Consider the following 16,594-nt stretch of genomic DNA (forward strand, 5'->3'; position numbering starts at 1 on the left):
AAAATCATGAGGGGCTCGATGGGGAAAGGAGGTTGTTTTATAGTCTAGACCTGGGAGGAATCGGAAGAGGGCTCGGGAGAGCTGCTTTCAATATCTTTGTCATTTTCATCCTGGGGGGGGCGTATCCGGGCGGTACGTACCGCGTTTCCACTGGTTTGGACAATGTCGATAAAGTACCGGCCAAGACGTAAGCTGATCCCCGGGTTGGGAATAGTCTCCAGATACTCAATAATGAGACCATTTAAGGTTTTTGGGCCGTTGGTAGGGAGGTCCCACTGCATGGTGCGGTTTAATTCCCGGATATTACTGCTGCCAGCAATCAAATAGCTGCCATCGGGTTGGGGGTGTATTTCTCGTTCACTGCCAATGTCATCCACAGTGAATTTGCCCACGATCTCCTCCAGAATGTCTTCCAGGGTCACCAGACCCAAGATATCGCCGTACTCGTCCACGACCAAGCCGGTCCGCCGTTTGCCTCGCTGAAAATTCAACAATTGGAGATTTAAGGGCGTCCCTTCAGGGATGAAATAGGGTTCCTTGATAATGGCCCGCAAGCTTTCTTTATTGAAATTATTATTGGCAATGAGGTGTAACGCTTTTCTCAGGTGCAGGATACCCACGACATGGTCAATATTGTCTTGGTAGACATACAAACGGGTATGGGTGCAGTGAGTCAGTTGATTGACAATCGTATCCACAGGGCCGTTGATGTCGATGCCATCGATTTCATGACGGGGCACGATGACGTCGTTGACGGTCATTTTTCCCAAGTCGAGAATACTCAGTAGCATGCGTTGGTGGCGCTTAGGTACGAGTAACCCGGTTTCGCTCAGAATCACCCGCAGTTCTTCTTGGTTCAGGGTGGTGGCAGAGCCCCTGTGGGGATGGACGCCGAATAGGCCAAGCAGGGCATTGGCAATGACATTGATAAGCCACACCAGGGGATAAAGCAGCTTCAGTAAAGGCCCCAGAACGTAGGCAGCGGGAAAAGCGACTCGCTCTGGATGTAAAGCGGCCAAGGTTTTAGGGGTGACTTCGGCGAACAGCAACACCACTATGGTGAGGACGATGGAAGCCACGGCGATTCCCTCATCCCCCAGTAGCCGCACAGCGATGATGGTGGCAATCGAGGCAGCCAGAATATTGACAAAATTGTTGCCGAGGAGAATAAGGCCGATAAGCCGATCGGGACGCCTGAGTAAGCGGGCAACCCGTATTGCCCCTGGATGCTGGGCTTCTTCTTGGTGCCGCAGCCGGTAGCGATTAAGGCTCATTAATGCTGTTTCTGAGCTGGAAAAACAAGCGGAGATCAGCAACAGCACGACCAGTGCAGCAAACAGAAGCCCTAGGGGGATTTCATCAAGCATCTACCAAGAAACTAAGTACTTGTCACGAGAGGCTAAGCGGTAACGAGCGGCAATGATGTAAGTCAGTTGTATTTTGTTCTCTACAAGGGTGCCCTGCGTATTCTTAAACGGTGGCCCTTACCATTGTCCAATATGCGGGTATCATAAGGCTAGGTGCGTTGTAATACAATTTCTAGTACCAACTTGCTGCCAAAATAGGCCAGCATTAGAAAGAAAAAACCGCTCAGAGTCCAGCGGATTGCGGTGGGTCCCCGCCAGCCAAAGCGCCACCGTCCCCAGAGCAAGATCCCGAATACCAGCCAAGCAATGATCGAGAACACGGTCTTATGGGCCAGATGTTGGGCGAATAAATCTTCTAGAAAAAGAATGCCACTAAAAAGACTGAGTGAAAGCAGCACAAACCCCACTGCGAGAATCTGGAATAGGAGATTTTCCATCGTCTGCAAGGGAGGCAGGGCGCGGATAAAACCGCCTGGGTGCTTGTTCCTAAGGTGCTTATTTTGAACCGCCAGCAAGATGGCATGCATGGCCGCCAAAGCAAAGAGGCTATAGGCTACCAGGGATATTAAGATATGGATTTCCAGAGGGTTGGCCGTGTTGGTTTCAGCCCCGAACTCGATGACAATATGTTGGGATGGAAAGAGGTTTTGTACCCCTAACGTAATCGCCGCAAAAGGATAAACGGCAATACCCATATTCTCTATAGGCTCTTTGAGGCTAGTGGCTAGCAATAGCAGGACCATCAGCCAAGCTGCGGCAGATAGGGCATCGGTAAAACTAAGGTTGATGCCGGAGGCCGTGAAGAGGCGGTTCGCCAGCACGACGCCATGAAAGACGACGCCAGTCAGCCCCAACAGGGCGGCTAGCCGTTTGCTAGCATTGCGCTTGCTTTTCTTGGCGTTTACATTCAATAAGTACCAGCCTACGGTGATGCCTGCGGCGCAATAGCAGAGAATCCCAAGCAGGCTTTCTATCGATATCGACGACATATCAATCGGGTTTATTAACCAGGAAAAATCCCATCATCCCATAACGCTCGGCTTCCTTAAAGGGAACCGCTTATCGCTAAATTCAAGCAGGGACCAGTGGTCGCTTCAGTTTGAGTTTTTGCTCGGTGCGTGGTTTCTGGATAATGCCTGTTGGATGGGGAATATTCAGGCTATAATTATACATCTTTTTTAAGGTTTTATAGACATTTTTATGGGGTTGTTTGATGTTTGATAATTTGACGGAGCGTCTTGGCCAAACCCTGAAACGGTTACGAGGCCAGGCTCGCCTCACCGAAGACAATATCAAAGACACCCTACGTGAGGTGCGCGTTGCTTTACTGGAAGCGGACGTCGCTTTGCCCGTGGTGCGGGATTTCGTCGCTAAAGTTCGGGAACGGGCGATTGGACAGGAGGTTCTGCGTAGCCTGACACCGGGCCAGGTGTTTATCAAGATCGTCCATGAAGAACTGATGGCGGTCATGGGGGAGGCTGCGGAAGGCCTAAAGCTGGATGTTCGTCCTCCTGCCGTCATCTTAATGGCGGGGTTGCAGGGGTCGGGGAAGACGACCACCGTAGCCAAGCTTGCCCGTTGGCTGAAGGAGCGACAAAAGAAATCGGTGCTGGTGACCAGTGCCGATGTCTATCGGCCAGCGGCGATTCAGCAGCTTGAGACCCTAGCCCAAGAAGTGGAGGTGGATTTTTACCCTAGCGAGGCTAGCCAAGATCCGGTCGTGATTGCCCAGGGGGCGTTTCAGCAGGCTCGTACTCGGTTATTTGATGTGCTCATTATCGATACGGCGGGCCGCCTCCATGTGGATGACCAGATGATGGCGGAGATCAAGCGCCTCCATGGAGCGGTAGAGCCGGCTGAGACTCTCTTCGTAGTGGACAGTATGACTGGGCAGGATGCGGCCAATACGGCCCGGGCCTTTAATGATTCCCTGGCGCTAACGGGCGTTATTCTCACCAAGGTCGACGGTGATGCCCGCGGGGGGGCGGCCTTATCTATCCGGCAAATCACCGGCAAACCTATCAAATTTTTAGGGGTAGGGGAAAAAACTGCTGCCCTTGAACTCTTTCATCCGGACCGCTTGGCTTCCCGCATCCTGGGTATGGGGGATGTCCTTAGCTTGGTGGAAGAGGTAGAGGAGAAACTTGATAAGGATAAGGCGGAAAAATTTGCCAAGAAACTGAAGAAGGGTAAAGGCTTTGATCTTGAGGATTTCCGCCAACAGTTGCAGCAAATGAGCAAGATGGGTGGGGTTTCCAACTTGTTAGATAAACTCCCCGGGGTTAATTTGCCTGCGGGTGCCGCCGAACAAGTCAATGATCGGGATCTGGCCCGTCTGGAGGCGATTATTAATTCCATGACGCCGAAGGAGCGTCAACGGCCGGAGATTATTAAAAGCTCTCGCAAACGACGTATTGCAGCGGGTTCGGGCACCCAAGTCCAAGAAGTCAACCGTTTGCTCAAGCAGTTTACTCAGATGCAAAAAATGATGAAGCAGATGTCTCGTAAAGGAGGGATGGCTAAGTTAATGCGGGGGATGAAAGGAGGGATGCCGCCAGGGATGCCTTTTTGAGCCCATGCTTCTCAAGGCTGGAAATTTCCCGTAAAATCTGTCGGTTTTCAGTAACGATAGAGTTTAAACGAGGCAAGAGGTGCAATGGTAACAATCCGCTTGGCAAGAGGTGGGGCGAAAAAACGTCCTTTCTACAGTATTGTGGTGGCCGACAAACGCAATAAGCGCGATGGGCGCCATATCGAGCGGCTAGGTTATTTCAATCCCGTTGCAAATGGGGGAGAAGTTCCTTTGCAGATTGATATGGAGCGAGTCAGCTACTGGTTATCCCAGGGGGCCCAACCTTCCGAGCGGGTCGCCCACTTGATTAAGTCCTACTCGGCCTAAGAAAGCCCGCTTATCGGTGGAGTTAGCTCAGGGTCTAGCCGACGATAACCGCTATGTTCTCATCGGGCGTATTTCGGGGGTATATGGCATCCAGGGCTGGGTTCGGGTGTATTCCTATACGGAACCTCGGGATAATATTCTGCGCTATGAACCCTGGTATTTGCAGCAAAATGGAAAGTGGATAGCGCGGCGGCTGCTTGAAGGGCGTACCCAGGGCAAAGGGATTGTGGTCGCCCTAGACGGTATCGATGACCGGGATGTGGCAACCCAATGGATAGGCCGTGAAATTGCTGTCCATCGGGAACAGTTACCCCCCCCCGAGGAAGGCGAATATTACTGGGCTGACCTGATTGGACTGCGAGTGATCACGGTGCAAGGGGTTGAGCTAGGTCGGGTCGAACGTTTGTTGGAGACGGGAGCGAACGATGTGCTCGTTGTGCAGGGAGAGCGGGAGCGGTTGATTCCCTTTCGAAAGGACACCATCGTCAAGCAAGTAGACTTAGAGCAAGGGCTGCTGCGGGTCGATTGGGACCCGGATTTCTGATTTTTTAATATCCTGCGAGGATGGTCAGCGGTGCGTCTCGGCGTGGTCACCCTATTCCCCTCTATGTTCGATGCATTGTGGGACTCTGGGGTGATAGGGCGTGCATTGAAGCAGGGGATCGTGGGGTTAAGTTTGTGGAATCCAAGGGACTTTACCCATGATCGGCATCGTACCGTGGATGATCGGCCCTATGGCGGAGGTCCCGGTATGGTGATGGGGGTTCAGCCTCTTCACGATGCTATTCACGCCGGGCGTGCCGAATTAGGGGAGGGATGTCGCGTCCTATATCTTTCCCCCCAGGGGCGGCGGTTAGATCAGGCCGGATTAGAGGTATTAGCGACCCAAAAGGCCCTGCTTTTTGTGGCGGGACGTTACGAGGGCGTGGATGAGCGCCTCATGGACATGGATATCGATGAGGAATGGTCCATCGGTGATTATGTCCTAAGTGGCGGAGAATTGGCAGCTATGGTGATGATCGATGGCTTGGTGCGGTTGTTGCCGGGTGCGCTAGGCGCAACGGAGTCGGCGCAGCAAGACTCCTTTGTGAATGGTTTGCTTGATTGTCCCCACTACACTCGCCCGGAGGTGATCGAGGGTCGTCGGGTGCCGTCCGTATTGCTGAGTGGCAACCATGAAGCTATCCGCCGTTGGCGGTTGAAGCAAGCGCTGGGTCGGACTTGGCTGAGACGGCCGGATTTGTTGAGTGGGCGGATATTGAATTTAGAACAGCAACACTTGCTTGCTGAATTTATTCGGGAGTATCAAGCAGAATATGGGGAATCGACATGAGTAACAATATCATTAAGGCGATTGAAGCGGAACAGCTAAAGCAAAATTTACCGGAGTTTAATCCAGGGGACACGGTTCAGGTGCAAGTTCGGGTGACGGAGGGTAATCGGGAGCGTCTACAGGCCTTCGAAGGAGTCGTGATTGCCAAGCGTAATCGTGGCCTCAATTCTTCATTCACCGTGCGCAAAATCTCCCATGGGGAGGGGGTTGAGCGGGTTTTTCAAACCCATAGCCCCACTCTGGCAGGCATCCAGGTCAAGCGGCGGGGTGATGTGCGCCGCGCTAAGCTCTATTATCTCCGGGGACGGACGGGTAAGGCCGCCCGTATTAAGGAAAAAATTTAACGCTAAACATTGGAGATAATGAGAGAAAGGCGACTAAAGGCACTTCAATTTGAAGTGCCTTTTTTGTTTTTGGAGTAAGGCTAGATGGTGAGGACAGACTCCGGTTATGGGGCGATTGTCGCTACGCCTCTTGGTAAGCTGGGATTGTCGGTTTCCGGGAATGTTTTGACGGGACTAGATTTTCTGGAGCCAGACATTCCAGAACATTTTCCCTCCGATCCGGTTACAGAAGCAGCCCTCATTCAACTTCAGGCCTATTTTGCCGATCCTAAGACCATGTTTACATTATCCCTCCTCCCCCAGGGATCGCCATTTCAGAAGCGGGTCTGGCAAGCTTTGTGCTTCATCCCCTCGGGCTCGACAGTGAGCTATGGCATGTTGGCTAAAGAATTAAACACCAGCGCGCGGGCCATAGGTGGCGCTTGCCGGGCTAACCCCTTGCCTATTTTTATCCCCTGCCACCGGGTGGTTGCTAAGCACAGTTTAGGGGGCTACAGCGGAGCGATGGAAGGCGCCCAGTTGGATATTAAGGCATGGTTGTTACAGCATGAGGCCCAGGGTGCCCGGAAGTCCTGAAAAGGTACGCCTAGCGGCTGACCAAAGACAGCTGGAATATTTTCTGGATGCCCTTTGGTTAGAGGAAGGATTAGCCGAGAACACCTTAGCGGCTTATCGCCGGGATCTAGAGGGGTTTTCCCGGTGGTTGTACCCCCAGGGGCGAACATTGGTCGAGGCGCAACGGGAGGATCTGCTGGCCTATCTGGCACACCGTTTGGAGCGGAGTCACAAAGCTCGGAGTGCGGCCCGCTCTGTCTCTAGCCTGCGCCGTTTTTATCGCTATCTGGTGCGGGAGAAAGTCCGCGACAGTGACCCGAGTGACCGGGTTGAAGCTCCTCGGCTGGGGAGACCCTTACCCGAGTCCTTGAGTGAAGAAGAAGTGGAAGCACTGCTGGCCGCCCCAGAAGTCAACTGTAATTTAGGGCTGCGGGATCGGGCAATGCTGGAAACCCTCTATGCTACCGGGTTGCGGGTTTCTGAATTGGTCCATTTAACCTTGCCTCAACTAAATCTCCGGCAGGGAGTCGTGCGTTTAAGCGGTAAAGGCAATAAAGAACGCCTTGTGCCTTTAGGTGAAGTGGCATTGAGCTGGCTCGAGTGTTATTCCCGTGAAGCGCGTCCGGGATTAATCAAGGCTCAGATGAGTGAAATTTTATTCCTGACCCGACGCGGGGGCGCTATGACCCGGCAAGCTTTCTGGTATTTGATTAAGCGTTATGCCCGCCAGGCCGGTGTCCGGAAAGCGCTCTCGCCTCATACCTTGCGCCACGCTTTTGCGACTCATCTTCTCAACCATGGGGCGGATCTGCGGGTAGTGCAGATGTTGCTCGGGCATGCGGATCTTTCCACTACCCAGATTTACACTCATGTGGCGAGGGCTCGTTTACAGCAGCTCCATCAACAGCACCATCCCCGTGGATAAGGGTCATCATCGGGTCCCCAGTAGTCACAGTGATATACTGCAAGATGAGGTTAACCGATTATATCGAGGAGGAAATTTGAATGCCCTCATTCGACGTGGTTTCTGAAGTGGATAAGCATGAACTGCAAAACGCCATCGATCAGGTTAATCGCGAAATTGGCACTCGCTTCGATTTTCGTGGAACCGAGGCTCGGATCGAGGGGTCAGAGGAGGAACTCACACTGATTGCTGAAAGTGATTTTCAACTTCAGCAGATGGGGACCATATTGGACACTAAGCTCGCTAAGCGGGGAGTGGACGTGGCTTGTTTGGAGGCTCAAGAACCTGAGATTTCGGGGAAGCGCGCCCGTCAGTCTATCCGAGTCCGCCAAGGCATCGATAAAGAGACTGCCCGCAAAATCATCAAGATGGTAAAGGAGAGCAAACTCAAGGTCCAGGCTGCCATTCAGGGAGAGCAGGTGCGGATTTCAGGGAAGAAACGGGATGACTTACAGCAGGTGATTGCCTTGTTGCGAGAGGCCAATTTAGATTTACCATTGCAGTACGTAAATTTTCGCGATTAACTTAGGATGTAACGATGGGAAGAAAACTATTAGGCTTTCTGTTAACAGGGGTGTTGGTAACCTTTGCTTTCTCCGCGGTTGGGGACGAAGAGAAGGAGGCGGTTCGGGCATCCCTACAAAAGTGGGCACCGGGGGTGCAGCCCCAGAGTATCAAAGCCGCGCCTATTCCTGGCATTTATGAGGTGGTGGTAGAGGGACAGGTCTTTTATATCAGCCAGGATGGCCGCTACGCCATGCAAGGGCAGCTGCTTGATCTAGCGAATCGAACCAACCTGACCGAGGAACGGCTGAAGGTGATGCGGGCTGCGGCCATTGATGGTCTCGATGAGCAAAATATGATTGTGTTTGGGCCTGAGCAGGCAAAGCACACGGTGAACATCTTTACCGATATTGATTGCGGTTACTGCCGCCAATTGCACCGGCATATCGACGAATACAATGAATTGGGGATCAAAATCCGCTACCTTGCTTTTCCCCGTGCCGGTATTGGTTCTTCATCCTATGACAAAGCGGTAGAGGTATGGTGTGCCAAGGATCGCCACCAGGCCATGACTCAGGCCAAAGCGGGCAAGCCGGTGGAGAATACCGCTAAGTGCAATAATCCCGTGGCTGAGCAATTCAATCTCGGTCAATCCCTAGGAGTCAATGCTACCCCCACTTTGATTCTGGAAGATGGTTCCACCTTACCAGGGCTTGTCCGTCCCCAGAATCTGGTTAATATCTTGGAGCGAAAAATAGCGGCTCATCCTTAAGTTTAAGTAATTAAGCAGGGAGATGATGGTTGAAGTGGGGTTCCGATATCTGGGGATCAAGAAAGTAAAAACCCTCCCCAGTGCAGGTTAGTATGCTCTTCCCTCGGTCCCAATCGCCCAACACGATGCGTTGCTTGGGATGGCCATCCACGGAAAAGTGGTGTACTGCCGGACGGTGGGTATGGCCATGGATGAGTCGTTTGGCCCCGTGGGTCTGAAGGGCTGCTTCAACCGCAGCTTGATTGACATCCATGATGGCTAAGGGTTGTTGTTGGGTATGGGTCTGGCTCCGACGGCGCAGGTGCCGAGCAATGGCGCAGCGCCAGGATTTAGGCAGCGCCAGATAGGTTCGGAGGAACAGGGGCCGGCGCAGCCGAGCCCGGGCTTTTTGGTAGGCCACATCATCAGTGCAGAGCATGTCCCCGTGGGTTAACAGGGTAGAAACTCCGTACAGGTCGATGAGAGTAGGGTCTTGCAGGATCCGGCAACCGCTTGCTTGAGCAAAGGCCCGACCGACTAGAAAATCGCGATTTCCAGGGATGAAATAAAGGTTAAGCCCTGCCTCGGAGAGGCGACGGAGGGCCTGGGTAATGGCCAAGCCCTCCGTGGTGGGTGCGTCGTCTCCAATCCAATAGTCAAACAGATCGCCTAGGATATAGAGGGTTTCCCCATGAGGTGCCTCTTGGGAGAGAAACTCTAAGGCCTGGGATTGAATCTCGGCCTTGTTCGATCCTAGGTGGAGATCGGAAATAAAAAATGTAGCCACGTAGCCCTTGAATTATCAATCGGCTACAATAGTGGCTTGTTCGATGATCACCGGTTCCAATGGCACGTCCCGGTGGTGTCCCTTGGCGCCGGTTTTTACTTCCTTGATGGTATTGACCACCTCCATGCCTTCCACAACCCGGCCAAAAACGGCATATCCCCAGCCTTGGCGGTCCTTGCTGCGATGATTGAGGAAATCATTGTCGGCGACATTAATAAAGAACTGCGCGGTTGCTGAATGGGGATCAGAGGTACGCGCCATGGCGAGAGTCCCTTCTTCGTTCTTAAGCCCGTTATCCGCTTCATTTTGTATAGGGGAATGGGTTGGCTTGGGCTTAAAATCGGTATCGAAACCGCCACCCTGGATCATGAAATTATCAATCACCCGGTGAAATAAGGTGTTATCGTAAAAGCCTTCGCTGACATAGCGGAGAAAATTTTCTACTGAAACAGGGGCCTTTTCTCGGTTGAGCTCGACCGTAATATTGCCGAAATTGGTTTGCAGTTTAACCCGGGGCTGCTTTTGGGCAGTCGCACCGCCGCCAGCTTCGGCTGCCAAGGTAAATACACCGAGTAAAAGGAAAGCAAGAGTTTTTTGGGAAGCATACATATGAGCAGGCCTATATATTCAAGGTTGAACATTTCAATTCAATCAAATTTCAGTCAGCGGTTATACTACGCGAATATCCCTATGGTGAGCAAAATCCCGCATCAAGAACTTTTGTGGCAGATCGGTTTTTCTATTACTATGCCGTGTCATGACTAAACTCAAGACTCGTTTTGCCCCTAGTCCCAGCGGTTTGTTGCACTTAGGAAATGTGCGCACCGCTTTGTTTAATGCCTTACTGGCCCGTCGTAGCCAGGGCATATTCCTATTGCGGATTGAAGATACGGATCAAGAACGGAGCGCTGAGGAATATGTGGAAGCGCTCATGGAAGATTTGCGCTGGTTGGGTTTAGGGTGGCAGGAAGGGCCGGAAGTAGAGGGAGAAGTCGGACCTTACCGGCAGTCTCAGCGGGAGCCCATTTATCGAGCCTATTTCCAGCGCTTGGAGGCTGAGGAGTTAGCCTATCCTTGCTTTTGCTCCCCGGAGGATTTAGAGCGGGTGCGCAAACGACAGTTGGCGGCAGGCCAAGCACCCCGCTATCCGGGCACCTGCGCTCGGCTGGCTCCAGAAGAAGTGGAAAGGAAACTGGCTGCGGGCTTAAAGCCTACCCTGCGCTTTCGCGTGCCGCTCTTGGCCACGGTTGAATTCGAGGATTTGGTCCGGGGTCCTCAACGCTTTGCGACGGGTGATATTGGCGACTTTATCATCCGGCGCGCCGATGGTTCGCCGGCGTTCTTTTTCAGCAATGCTTTGGACGATGCCTTGATGGGAGTGACCCATGTTCTGCGGGGGGAAGATCACTTAACCAATACGCCTCGTCAAATCCTGTTACTCCAGGCCTTGGGGTTGCCGGTTCCCCGCTATGGGCATATTGCCATGATTGTGGGCAACGACGGGGCGCCCCTGTCCAAGCGTCACGGCAGCCGCAGCGTTCGGGAGTTGCGAGAAACCGGTTATCTGCCTGAGGCATTGTGCAATTATCTGGCCCGGCTAGGACACCATTATGAGGATACGGATTTTCTGGACTTGGATGCCCTGGCCGCAAAATTTGACTTAAACCGGCTTGGGCGGGCACCCGCTCGTTTTGACCTGCAACAACTACATCACTGGCAGCGGGAGGCTTTGGCCCACCAGGATCTTGATACCTTCGGGCAGTGGTTAGCGCCAGTGGTCGCTCAGCAAGTCCCGGCTGATAAATACCAGGAATTTGTCGAGGCGGTACGGCCCAATGTAGTTTTGCCTGAAGACGCCCGCCATTGGGCGACGGTGCTGTTTGGGGAAGAGCTGGTGCTCAAGGAGCCTGTTCTCCCCGTCATCCAGGAAGCGGGTCCCACATTTTTTACCCAGGCCTTGGTGGCCGTTGACAGTTGTGGTACTGATTTCAAAGCGCTCACCACCCAGCTAAAACAAACCACAGGGGCCAAAGGCAAGTCGCTTTTTCTTCCTTTGCGGGCCGCCCTCACTGGCGAGCTAGACGGCCCAGAACTGGCCCGTTTGCTCCCCTTGCTGGGGACGGGACGGCTACGGCAGCGGCTGCAGAACTGTATGCACCCCGAGCGTTCGCTCACAACTTATTGATAAATAAGATTCTTCCGTTCTTCTTTGGGGCATTGCTGCTTTGGCGCCAAAGTGCAGTACAATTTATAGAAAATTGGTAGTTTGCTGAATATCTTAGGAAACCCCTTATGCTGCGTATCTATAATAGCCTGACCAGGAGAAAAGAGGAGTTCGTTCCCATCGAACCAGGCAAGGTGCGCATGTATGTGTGTGGCATGACGGTCTACGATCTGTGCCATGTGGGTCACGCCCGAGTCATGGTGGTTTTTGATGTGGTGGCCCGTTATCTGCGAGCCAGCGGATTTGAGGTAACCTATGTCCGGAACATCACTGATATCGACGACAAAATCATCCGCCGTGCCCATGAAAGGGGAGAGAACATTCAGGAACTGACTGCCCGTTACATTGAGGCCCTCCATGAAGATGCGGAAGGCCTCCAGATATTACCCCCGGATCGGGAGCCACGGGCCACGGAATCCATGGAGGCCATCATTGCCATGGTACAGCGGTTGCTGGAGCAGGGCTATGCCTATCAAGGGGAAAATGGAGATATCTACTATGATGTCAGCCATTTTGAAGGCTATGGTGCCCTTTCTGGAAAGCAATTAGATGAATTACGGGCCGGCGAACGGGTGCAAGTCAGCGAAGCCAAAACCGATCCTTTGGATTTTGTTCTATGGAAGGCCGCCAAACCCAATGAGCCCGCCTGGGATTCTCCCTGGGGACCGGGACGTCCCGGTTGGCACATTGAGTGCTCGGCTATGTCCACCCAAGCACTAGGTCCTCATTTTGACATTCATGGAGGGGGTCAGGATTTGCAGTTTCCTCACCATGAGAACGAGATTGCCCAGAGTGAGGCGGCCACTGGCTGTAAATTTGTTAACTATTGGATGCACAACGGCTTTGTGCGGGTGGATGATGAGAAAATGTCCAAATCCTTGGGCAATTTTTTCACTGTGCGTGAGGTTTTGGAACACTATCACCCCGAAGTGCTACGCTACTTTATTCTCTCTAGCCATTATCGCAGCCCTTTGAATTATACCGAGCAACAGCTAGAAACCGCCCAAGCTGCCGTTACCCGCTTATATACAGCGCTGCGAGGGATGCCGGGGGAGGGGATCTCCATATCGGCTCAAGGGTCAGCACAAGAACTGGCCGAGGGGGATGATCCTTTTGTCCAACGCTTCTGTGAAGCTATGGACGATGATTTTAATACTCCCGAGGCCTTGGCCCTATTAAATGAAATCCGGCATGCTCTTAATCGTGCTCGCGAGGAGGGTGATAAGGATAAGGTGCAATATTTGGCAAGGTTATTGCCATCATTGGGTGCTATTTTAGGATTGCTAACCCAGGAGCCCGAGCAGTTTCTCCGCGATCCCCGACAGGCCGCTGCACCTAGCATTGTCTCAGCAGAGGGAGAAGCCGCCCTTTCCGATGGTGACATTGAGCAATTGATTGCCCAGCGGACCGCCGCCCGTAAAAACAAAGACTGGGCGGCAGCGGACCACCTCCGTGATGTTCTGAAAAAACAGGGAATTACCCTGGAGGATACCCCGACGGGAACCCTCTGGCGGCGGGGCTAGCCCCAATAATTCGCGAAACCACCACAAAGGCACGAAAAACCCAAAGAAATCAAAAAACTTAAATATATTAAAATAGTTTACTTCCACCTTCGTGTTCTTTGTGTCTTGGTGGTGAAAAATCTCGGCTAGAGCTTTCATACCGCCAGAGGCCGTTATTTGGGGGCGTAGGATTAGTTATGCAGTTGCTCTGCGGCATAAAGGGTATTTTCCAGTAAGGTCGCTATGGTCATTGGACCTACTCCTCCCGGAACCGGCGTGATCCAAGCCGCCCGTTTGCGGGCCGCTTCAAATTCCACATCGCCGCTTAGGGTCCCGTCGGGTTGCCGAGTAAAGCCCACGTCAATAACCGTTGCCCCCGGTTTGATCCATTCCCCCTTGATTAAATGGGGTTTCCCAGCGGCGGCAACTAGAATATCCGCCTCTGAGACGTGCTTTAATAAATCCCGAGTCCAACGGTGGCAGACAGTCACTGTACAGCCAGCGAGTAATAGCTCCAGGACCATGGGTCGTCCCACGATATTGGAAGCCCCCACCACGACCGCCTCTAAGCTCTTGAGATCTTGTTCTGTGGTTTTCAAAAGAGTAATGACCCCATGGGGCGTGCAGGGCCTAAGAAGGGGGAGGCGCAGAGTCAGCCGACCAATGTTGTAGGGATGGAAGCCATCCACATCTTTATCGGGATGGATCTGTTCGATGACTCGCTCGGGATCAATATGCTTTCCAAGGGGCAATTGAACCAAAATCCCATCTACGGTTGAATCCGCGTTTAATTGGTCAATCAGGGTTAGCAGCTGAGATTGGGTGGTATCTGCTGGCAGATCATAGGCCAAGGATTTGAAGCCCACCTCTTCACAGGCGCGCCGTTTGTTACGGACATAAGCCCGGGAGGCCGGATCGTTGCCAAGAAGTATCACCGTCAGTCCTGGAGGGCGCAGCCCAGCCGCAATCCTTTCTTGAACCCGTTTTTTGATATTTTGTCGAATGTTGGCGGCGATGGCTTTACCGTCAAGGATTTTAGCGCTCATGAATGATCCTTATAATAATTCAGTAATAGAAAGCGTAATTTGTTATTATAATTCCTTAAGGGGAAGGGTCACTAAATTACACAGTCAGACCCCCTGTAGAAACCCATTAAGGAAAGAAGGCGGGTAGAGATGCATTGACGCTTCGTCCGGCTCGCCTTAATATCAACAGTTTCGGGGTATAGCGCAGCCTGGTAGCGCATCTGCTTTGGGAGCAGAGGGTCGGGGGTTCAAATCCCTCTACCCCGACCACTTTATACAAGGAGTGGTGCCTGTTGGCCCGTCTATGGGTTATAAGAGTGCCATTCCATGCGCCCGTAGCTCATTCGGATAGAGCATCGGCCTTCTAAGCCGAGGGTAGTAGGTTCGAATCCTACCGGGCGCGCCATATAAATCAATAAGTTACCTGGTTATCCATTGGAAATGATTTCCATAACGTGACCAGATCGTGACTCACTATCAAGACGCCCCACAGCCGCTCGGACGTTCTCAGGCGCTAAATGGGCATAGCGCTCTGTCATCGCGATGGTGTGATGACCGAGTAGGTCTCTAACCTCCGCCAAAGGCACCCCGGCAGTCACCAACCAAGCCGCGCAAGTGTGCCTTAGGTCGTGGACCCGGAAGTTCTCAATCCCGGCCCGCCGGCAGGCCGTTCTGAACCCGCCCCTGGCATGGATATTTTTAACTCGTGTTCCGTCTGGATGGCAAAAGACCCAAGGAGTCTGGGGACAATGCTGTGCCCGGAACTTGAGCCGCCGCATTAGTGCGCTATGGGCGGTATTGTTGATAGGCACCGAGCGGCGCTTACCGGCTTTTGTGTGCGTCCCTTCGAGTAAAATCAGACGGGCTTTCATGTTGACCCGCCGCCATTCCAACCCTAAAAGTTCGCCCTTTCGGCAGCCGGTATGAAGAGCCAATGTGATAAAGTCCGGCAAGTGCTGCGCCCGAGGATCTCTTCCAGCCTCGCGAATCAGCTTGCCGGCTTCTTCACGGGTATCCAGCGGGGGTGTACAAATAACTGTGTAACTGGTGATCTGTAATTAACAACAAGGAGAAAGCACTGATGACCAGTATTGAAAAAAAGACCGATGAGTTGCTGGATGAACTTCTGAAGGAGTGCAATAGCCCGAAAGAGGTTCTGGGCGAGCATGGGTTATTGAAGCAGCTGAGCAAGCGCTTGGTGGAGCGGGTTTTGGAGGCTGAGCTGACTGAGCACCTAGGGTACGCGCCCCATGCTCAGGAAGGTCGGGGCAGTGGCAACAGCCGCAACGGCAAGAGCAAGAAGCGGGTTCAGAGCGAGGCGGGGCAATTGGAAATCGAGGTGCCACGGGACCGCAATGGGAATTTTGAGCCGCAATTGGTCAAGAAACGTCAGCGTCGGCTGGAGGGCTTTGATGAGAAGGTGCTAGCGCTGTATGCCCGGGGGCTCTCGACCCGAGAGATTGAGGCGCAGCTGGAAGAGCTCTATGGGGTGGAGGTCTCCCCGGCGCTGATTTCCCAGGTGACCGATGCGGTGTTGGAGGAGGTGCGGGCCTGGCAAAGCCGGCCCCTATCGGCCGTCTATCCCATCCTATATTTTGATGCCTTGTTTGTGAAATCACGCCAGGAGGGCATGGTGAAAACGAAAGCAGTGTACTTAGCCCTGGGGGTCAATCTAGAGGGAGAGAAAGAGCTGTTAGGGATGTGGATGAGTGAAAACGAAGGGGCTAAATTCTGGCTGTCGGTATTCAATGAGCTGAAAAACCGGGGGGTCGAGGATTGCTTTATTGCCTGCGTGGACGGGCTCAAGGGCCTGCCTGAGGCCATCGAGGCGGTGTTTCCACAGGCCCAGGTTCAGCTGTGCATCGTGCACAAGGTGCGCGGCTCGCTGAAGTATGTCCCCTGGAAACAGCGCCGGGCCGTGGCGGCCGACCTGCGGGCCATCTATGGCGCCGCGACCCTGGCCGAGGCCGAACAGGCCCTAGAGCGCTTCTCAGCGCGTTGGGATGAGACATGTCCGGCCATCAGCCCCAGCTGGCGGGCCGATTGGTCACGGCTGACGGTCTTCTTTGATTACCCACCCCAGATCCGGCGAGCCATTTATACCACCAACGCCATCGAATCCTTGAACTATTCACTACGAAAAGTCTTGAAAAACCGGGGCGCTTTTCCCACGGATGAAGCCATTTTCAAGGTGCTCTATCTGGCCCTGAACAATATCACCAAAAAATGGACTCAACCCATTCGGGACTGGAAGGCCGCCCTCAATCAATTCGTCATCCTCTTCGCTGAGCGGATGCCCAAGTGAAAATTAGTTACACAAAAAACTTGACACCCTCGGT

General features: G+C 53.0%; 18 protein-coding genes and 2 tRNA genes. 14 read left to right on the plus strand and 6 right to left on the minus strand.

Going from position 1 to position 16,594, the window contains the following annotated elements; translation table 11 throughout:
* Positions 1-44 precede the first annotated feature (44 nt).
* On the minus strand, positions 45-1,367 hold the full coding sequence (locus NHAL_RS04530) for an HlyC/CorC family transporter (RefSeq protein ID WP_013031989.1): 1,323 nt from the start codon (positions 1,365-1,367) through the stop codon (positions 45-47).
* 149 nt (positions 1,368-1,516) lie between these two features.
* Entirely contained in the window at positions 1,517-2,356 is an 840-nt protein-coding gene (locus tag NHAL_RS04535; protein ID WP_013031990.1) for a cytochrome C assembly family protein, read from the minus strand.
* A gap of 224 nt (positions 2,357-2,580) precedes the next feature.
* On the opposite strand from NHAL_RS04535, the gene ffh reads away from it, so the two are divergent.
* From ffh to NHAL_RS04580, 9 genes are all read left to right on the plus strand, one after another.
* Positions 2,581-3,939 (plus strand): signal recognition particle protein, encoded by a 1,359-nt coding sequence (gene ffh / locus NHAL_RS04540; protein WP_013031991.1) that lies wholly within the window; start codon positions 2,581-2,583, stop codon positions 3,937-3,939.
* Positions 3,940-4,023: 84 nt separating this feature from the next.
* Positions 4,024-4,266, plus strand: coding sequence for a 30S ribosomal protein S16 (rpsP, locus tag NHAL_RS04545; RefSeq protein ID WP_013031992.1), 243 nt, complete (start codon positions 4,024-4,026; stop codon positions 4,264-4,266).
* Between the two features lie 16 nt (positions 4,267-4,282).
* Positions 4,283-4,810, plus strand: a complete 528-nt coding sequence (gene rimM / locus NHAL_RS04550) for a ribosome maturation factor RimM (protein WP_013031993.1) — start codon at positions 4,283-4,285, stop codon at positions 4,808-4,810.
* A gap of 30 nt (positions 4,811-4,840) precedes the next feature.
* Positions 4,841-5,599, plus strand: coding sequence for a tRNA (guanosine(37)-N1)-methyltransferase TrmD (gene trmD / locus NHAL_RS04555; RefSeq protein ID WP_013031994.1), 759 nt, complete (start codon positions 4,841-4,843; stop codon positions 5,597-5,599).
* Positions 5,596-5,943 carry a 50S ribosomal protein L19 gene (rplS, locus tag NHAL_RS04560; protein WP_013031995.1) on the plus strand — a complete coding sequence of 116 codons (348 nt, stop codon included), beginning with the start codon at positions 5,596-5,598 and terminating at the stop codon, positions 5,941-5,943. Before trmD ends, rplS begins: the two co-directional genes overlap by 4 nt.
* An 84-nt stretch (positions 5,944-6,027) precedes the next feature.
* Entirely contained in the window at positions 6,028-6,519 is a 492-nt protein-coding gene (locus tag NHAL_RS04565; RefSeq protein WP_013031996.1) for a methylated-DNA--[protein]-cysteine S-methyltransferase, read from the plus strand.
* Positions 6,491-7,423 carry a site-specific tyrosine recombinase XerD gene (xerD, locus tag NHAL_RS04570; protein WP_041354644.1) on the plus strand — a complete coding sequence of 311 codons (933 nt, stop codon included), beginning with the start codon at positions 6,491-6,493 and terminating at the stop codon, positions 7,421-7,423. The genes NHAL_RS04565 and xerD overlap by 29 nt, the downstream gene beginning before the upstream one ends.
* A gap of 80 nt (positions 7,424-7,503) precedes the next feature.
* Positions 7,504-7,986, plus strand: a complete 483-nt coding sequence (locus NHAL_RS04575) for a YajQ family cyclic di-GMP-binding protein (protein WP_013031998.1) — start codon at positions 7,504-7,506, stop codon at positions 7,984-7,986.
* A 14-nt stretch (positions 7,987-8,000) separates the two neighbouring features.
* On the plus strand, positions 8,001-8,738 hold the full coding sequence (locus tag NHAL_RS04580) for a DsbC family protein (protein WP_013031999.1): 738 nt from the start codon (positions 8,001-8,003) through the stop codon (positions 8,736-8,738).
* Positions 8,739-8,748: 10 nt separating this feature from the next.
* Here the strand turns inward: NHAL_RS04580 and NHAL_RS04585 are convergent, their stop codons facing one another.
* Positions 8,749-9,504: a UDP-2,3-diacylglucosamine diphosphatase gene (locus tag NHAL_RS04585; RefSeq protein ID WP_013032000.1), complete on the minus strand. Its 756-nt coding sequence runs from the start codon at positions 9,502-9,504 to the stop codon at positions 8,749-8,751.
* Between the two features lie 15 nt (positions 9,505-9,519).
* A complete protein-coding gene (locus NHAL_RS04590; protein ID WP_013032001.1) occupies positions 9,520-10,113 on the minus strand; it encodes a peptidylprolyl isomerase in 594 nt (197 codons plus the stop codon).
* 148 nt (positions 10,114-10,261) lie between these two features.
* On the opposite strand from NHAL_RS04590, the gene gltX reads away from it, so the two are divergent.
* The gene (gene gltX, locus NHAL_RS04595) at positions 10,262-11,689 is read left to right on the plus strand and encodes a glutamate--tRNA ligase (RefSeq protein WP_013032002.1); all 1,428 of its coding nucleotides are present in this window, start codon (positions 10,262-10,264) and stop codon (positions 11,687-11,689) included.
* A gap of 107 nt (positions 11,690-11,796) precedes the next feature.
* The gene (gene cysS / locus NHAL_RS04600) at positions 11,797-13,251 is read left to right on the plus strand and encodes a cysteine--tRNA ligase (RefSeq protein WP_013032003.1); all 1,455 of its coding nucleotides are present in this window, start codon (positions 11,797-11,799) and stop codon (positions 13,249-13,251) included.
* Positions 13,252-13,421: 170 nt separating this feature from the next.
* On the opposite strand, the gene folD is transcribed toward cysS, so the two are convergent.
* Positions 13,422-14,276: a bifunctional methylenetetrahydrofolate dehydrogenase/methenyltetrahydrofolate cyclohydrolase FolD gene (folD, locus tag NHAL_RS04605; RefSeq protein ID WP_013032004.1), complete on the minus strand. Its 855-nt coding sequence runs from the start codon at positions 14,274-14,276 to the stop codon at positions 13,422-13,424.
* Positions 14,277-14,448: 172 nt separating this feature from the next.
* Here folD and NHAL_RS04610 point away from each other — a divergent pair.
* A tRNA-Pro gene (locus NHAL_RS04610) sits at positions 14,449-14,525 on the plus strand.
* Between the two features lie 59 nt (positions 14,526-14,584).
* Positions 14,585-14,661, plus strand: a tRNA-Arg gene (locus tag NHAL_RS04615).
* A 22-nt stretch (positions 14,662-14,683) separates the two neighbouring features.
* On the opposite strand, the gene NHAL_RS04620 is transcribed toward NHAL_RS04615, so the two are convergent.
* Positions 14,684-15,307, minus strand: a complete 624-nt coding sequence (locus tag NHAL_RS04620; RefSeq protein WP_083761357.1) for a tyrosine-type recombinase/integrase — start codon at positions 15,305-15,307, stop codon at positions 14,684-14,686.
* A 29-nt stretch (positions 15,308-15,336) separates the two neighbouring features.
* Here NHAL_RS04620 and NHAL_RS04625 point away from each other — a divergent pair, with 29 nt between their 5' ends.
* Positions 15,337-16,560 carry an IS256 family transposase gene (locus tag NHAL_RS04625; RefSeq protein ID WP_013032005.1) on the plus strand — a complete coding sequence of 408 codons (1,224 nt, stop codon included), beginning with the start codon at positions 15,337-15,339 and terminating at the stop codon, positions 16,558-16,560.
* Positions 16,561-16,594 lie beyond the last annotated feature (34 nt).

This window comes from Nitrosococcus halophilus Nc 4 (assembly GCF_000024725.1).
GTDB lineage: Bacteria > Pseudomonadota > Gammaproteobacteria > Nitrosococcales > Nitrosococcaceae > Nitrosococcus > Nitrosococcus halophilus.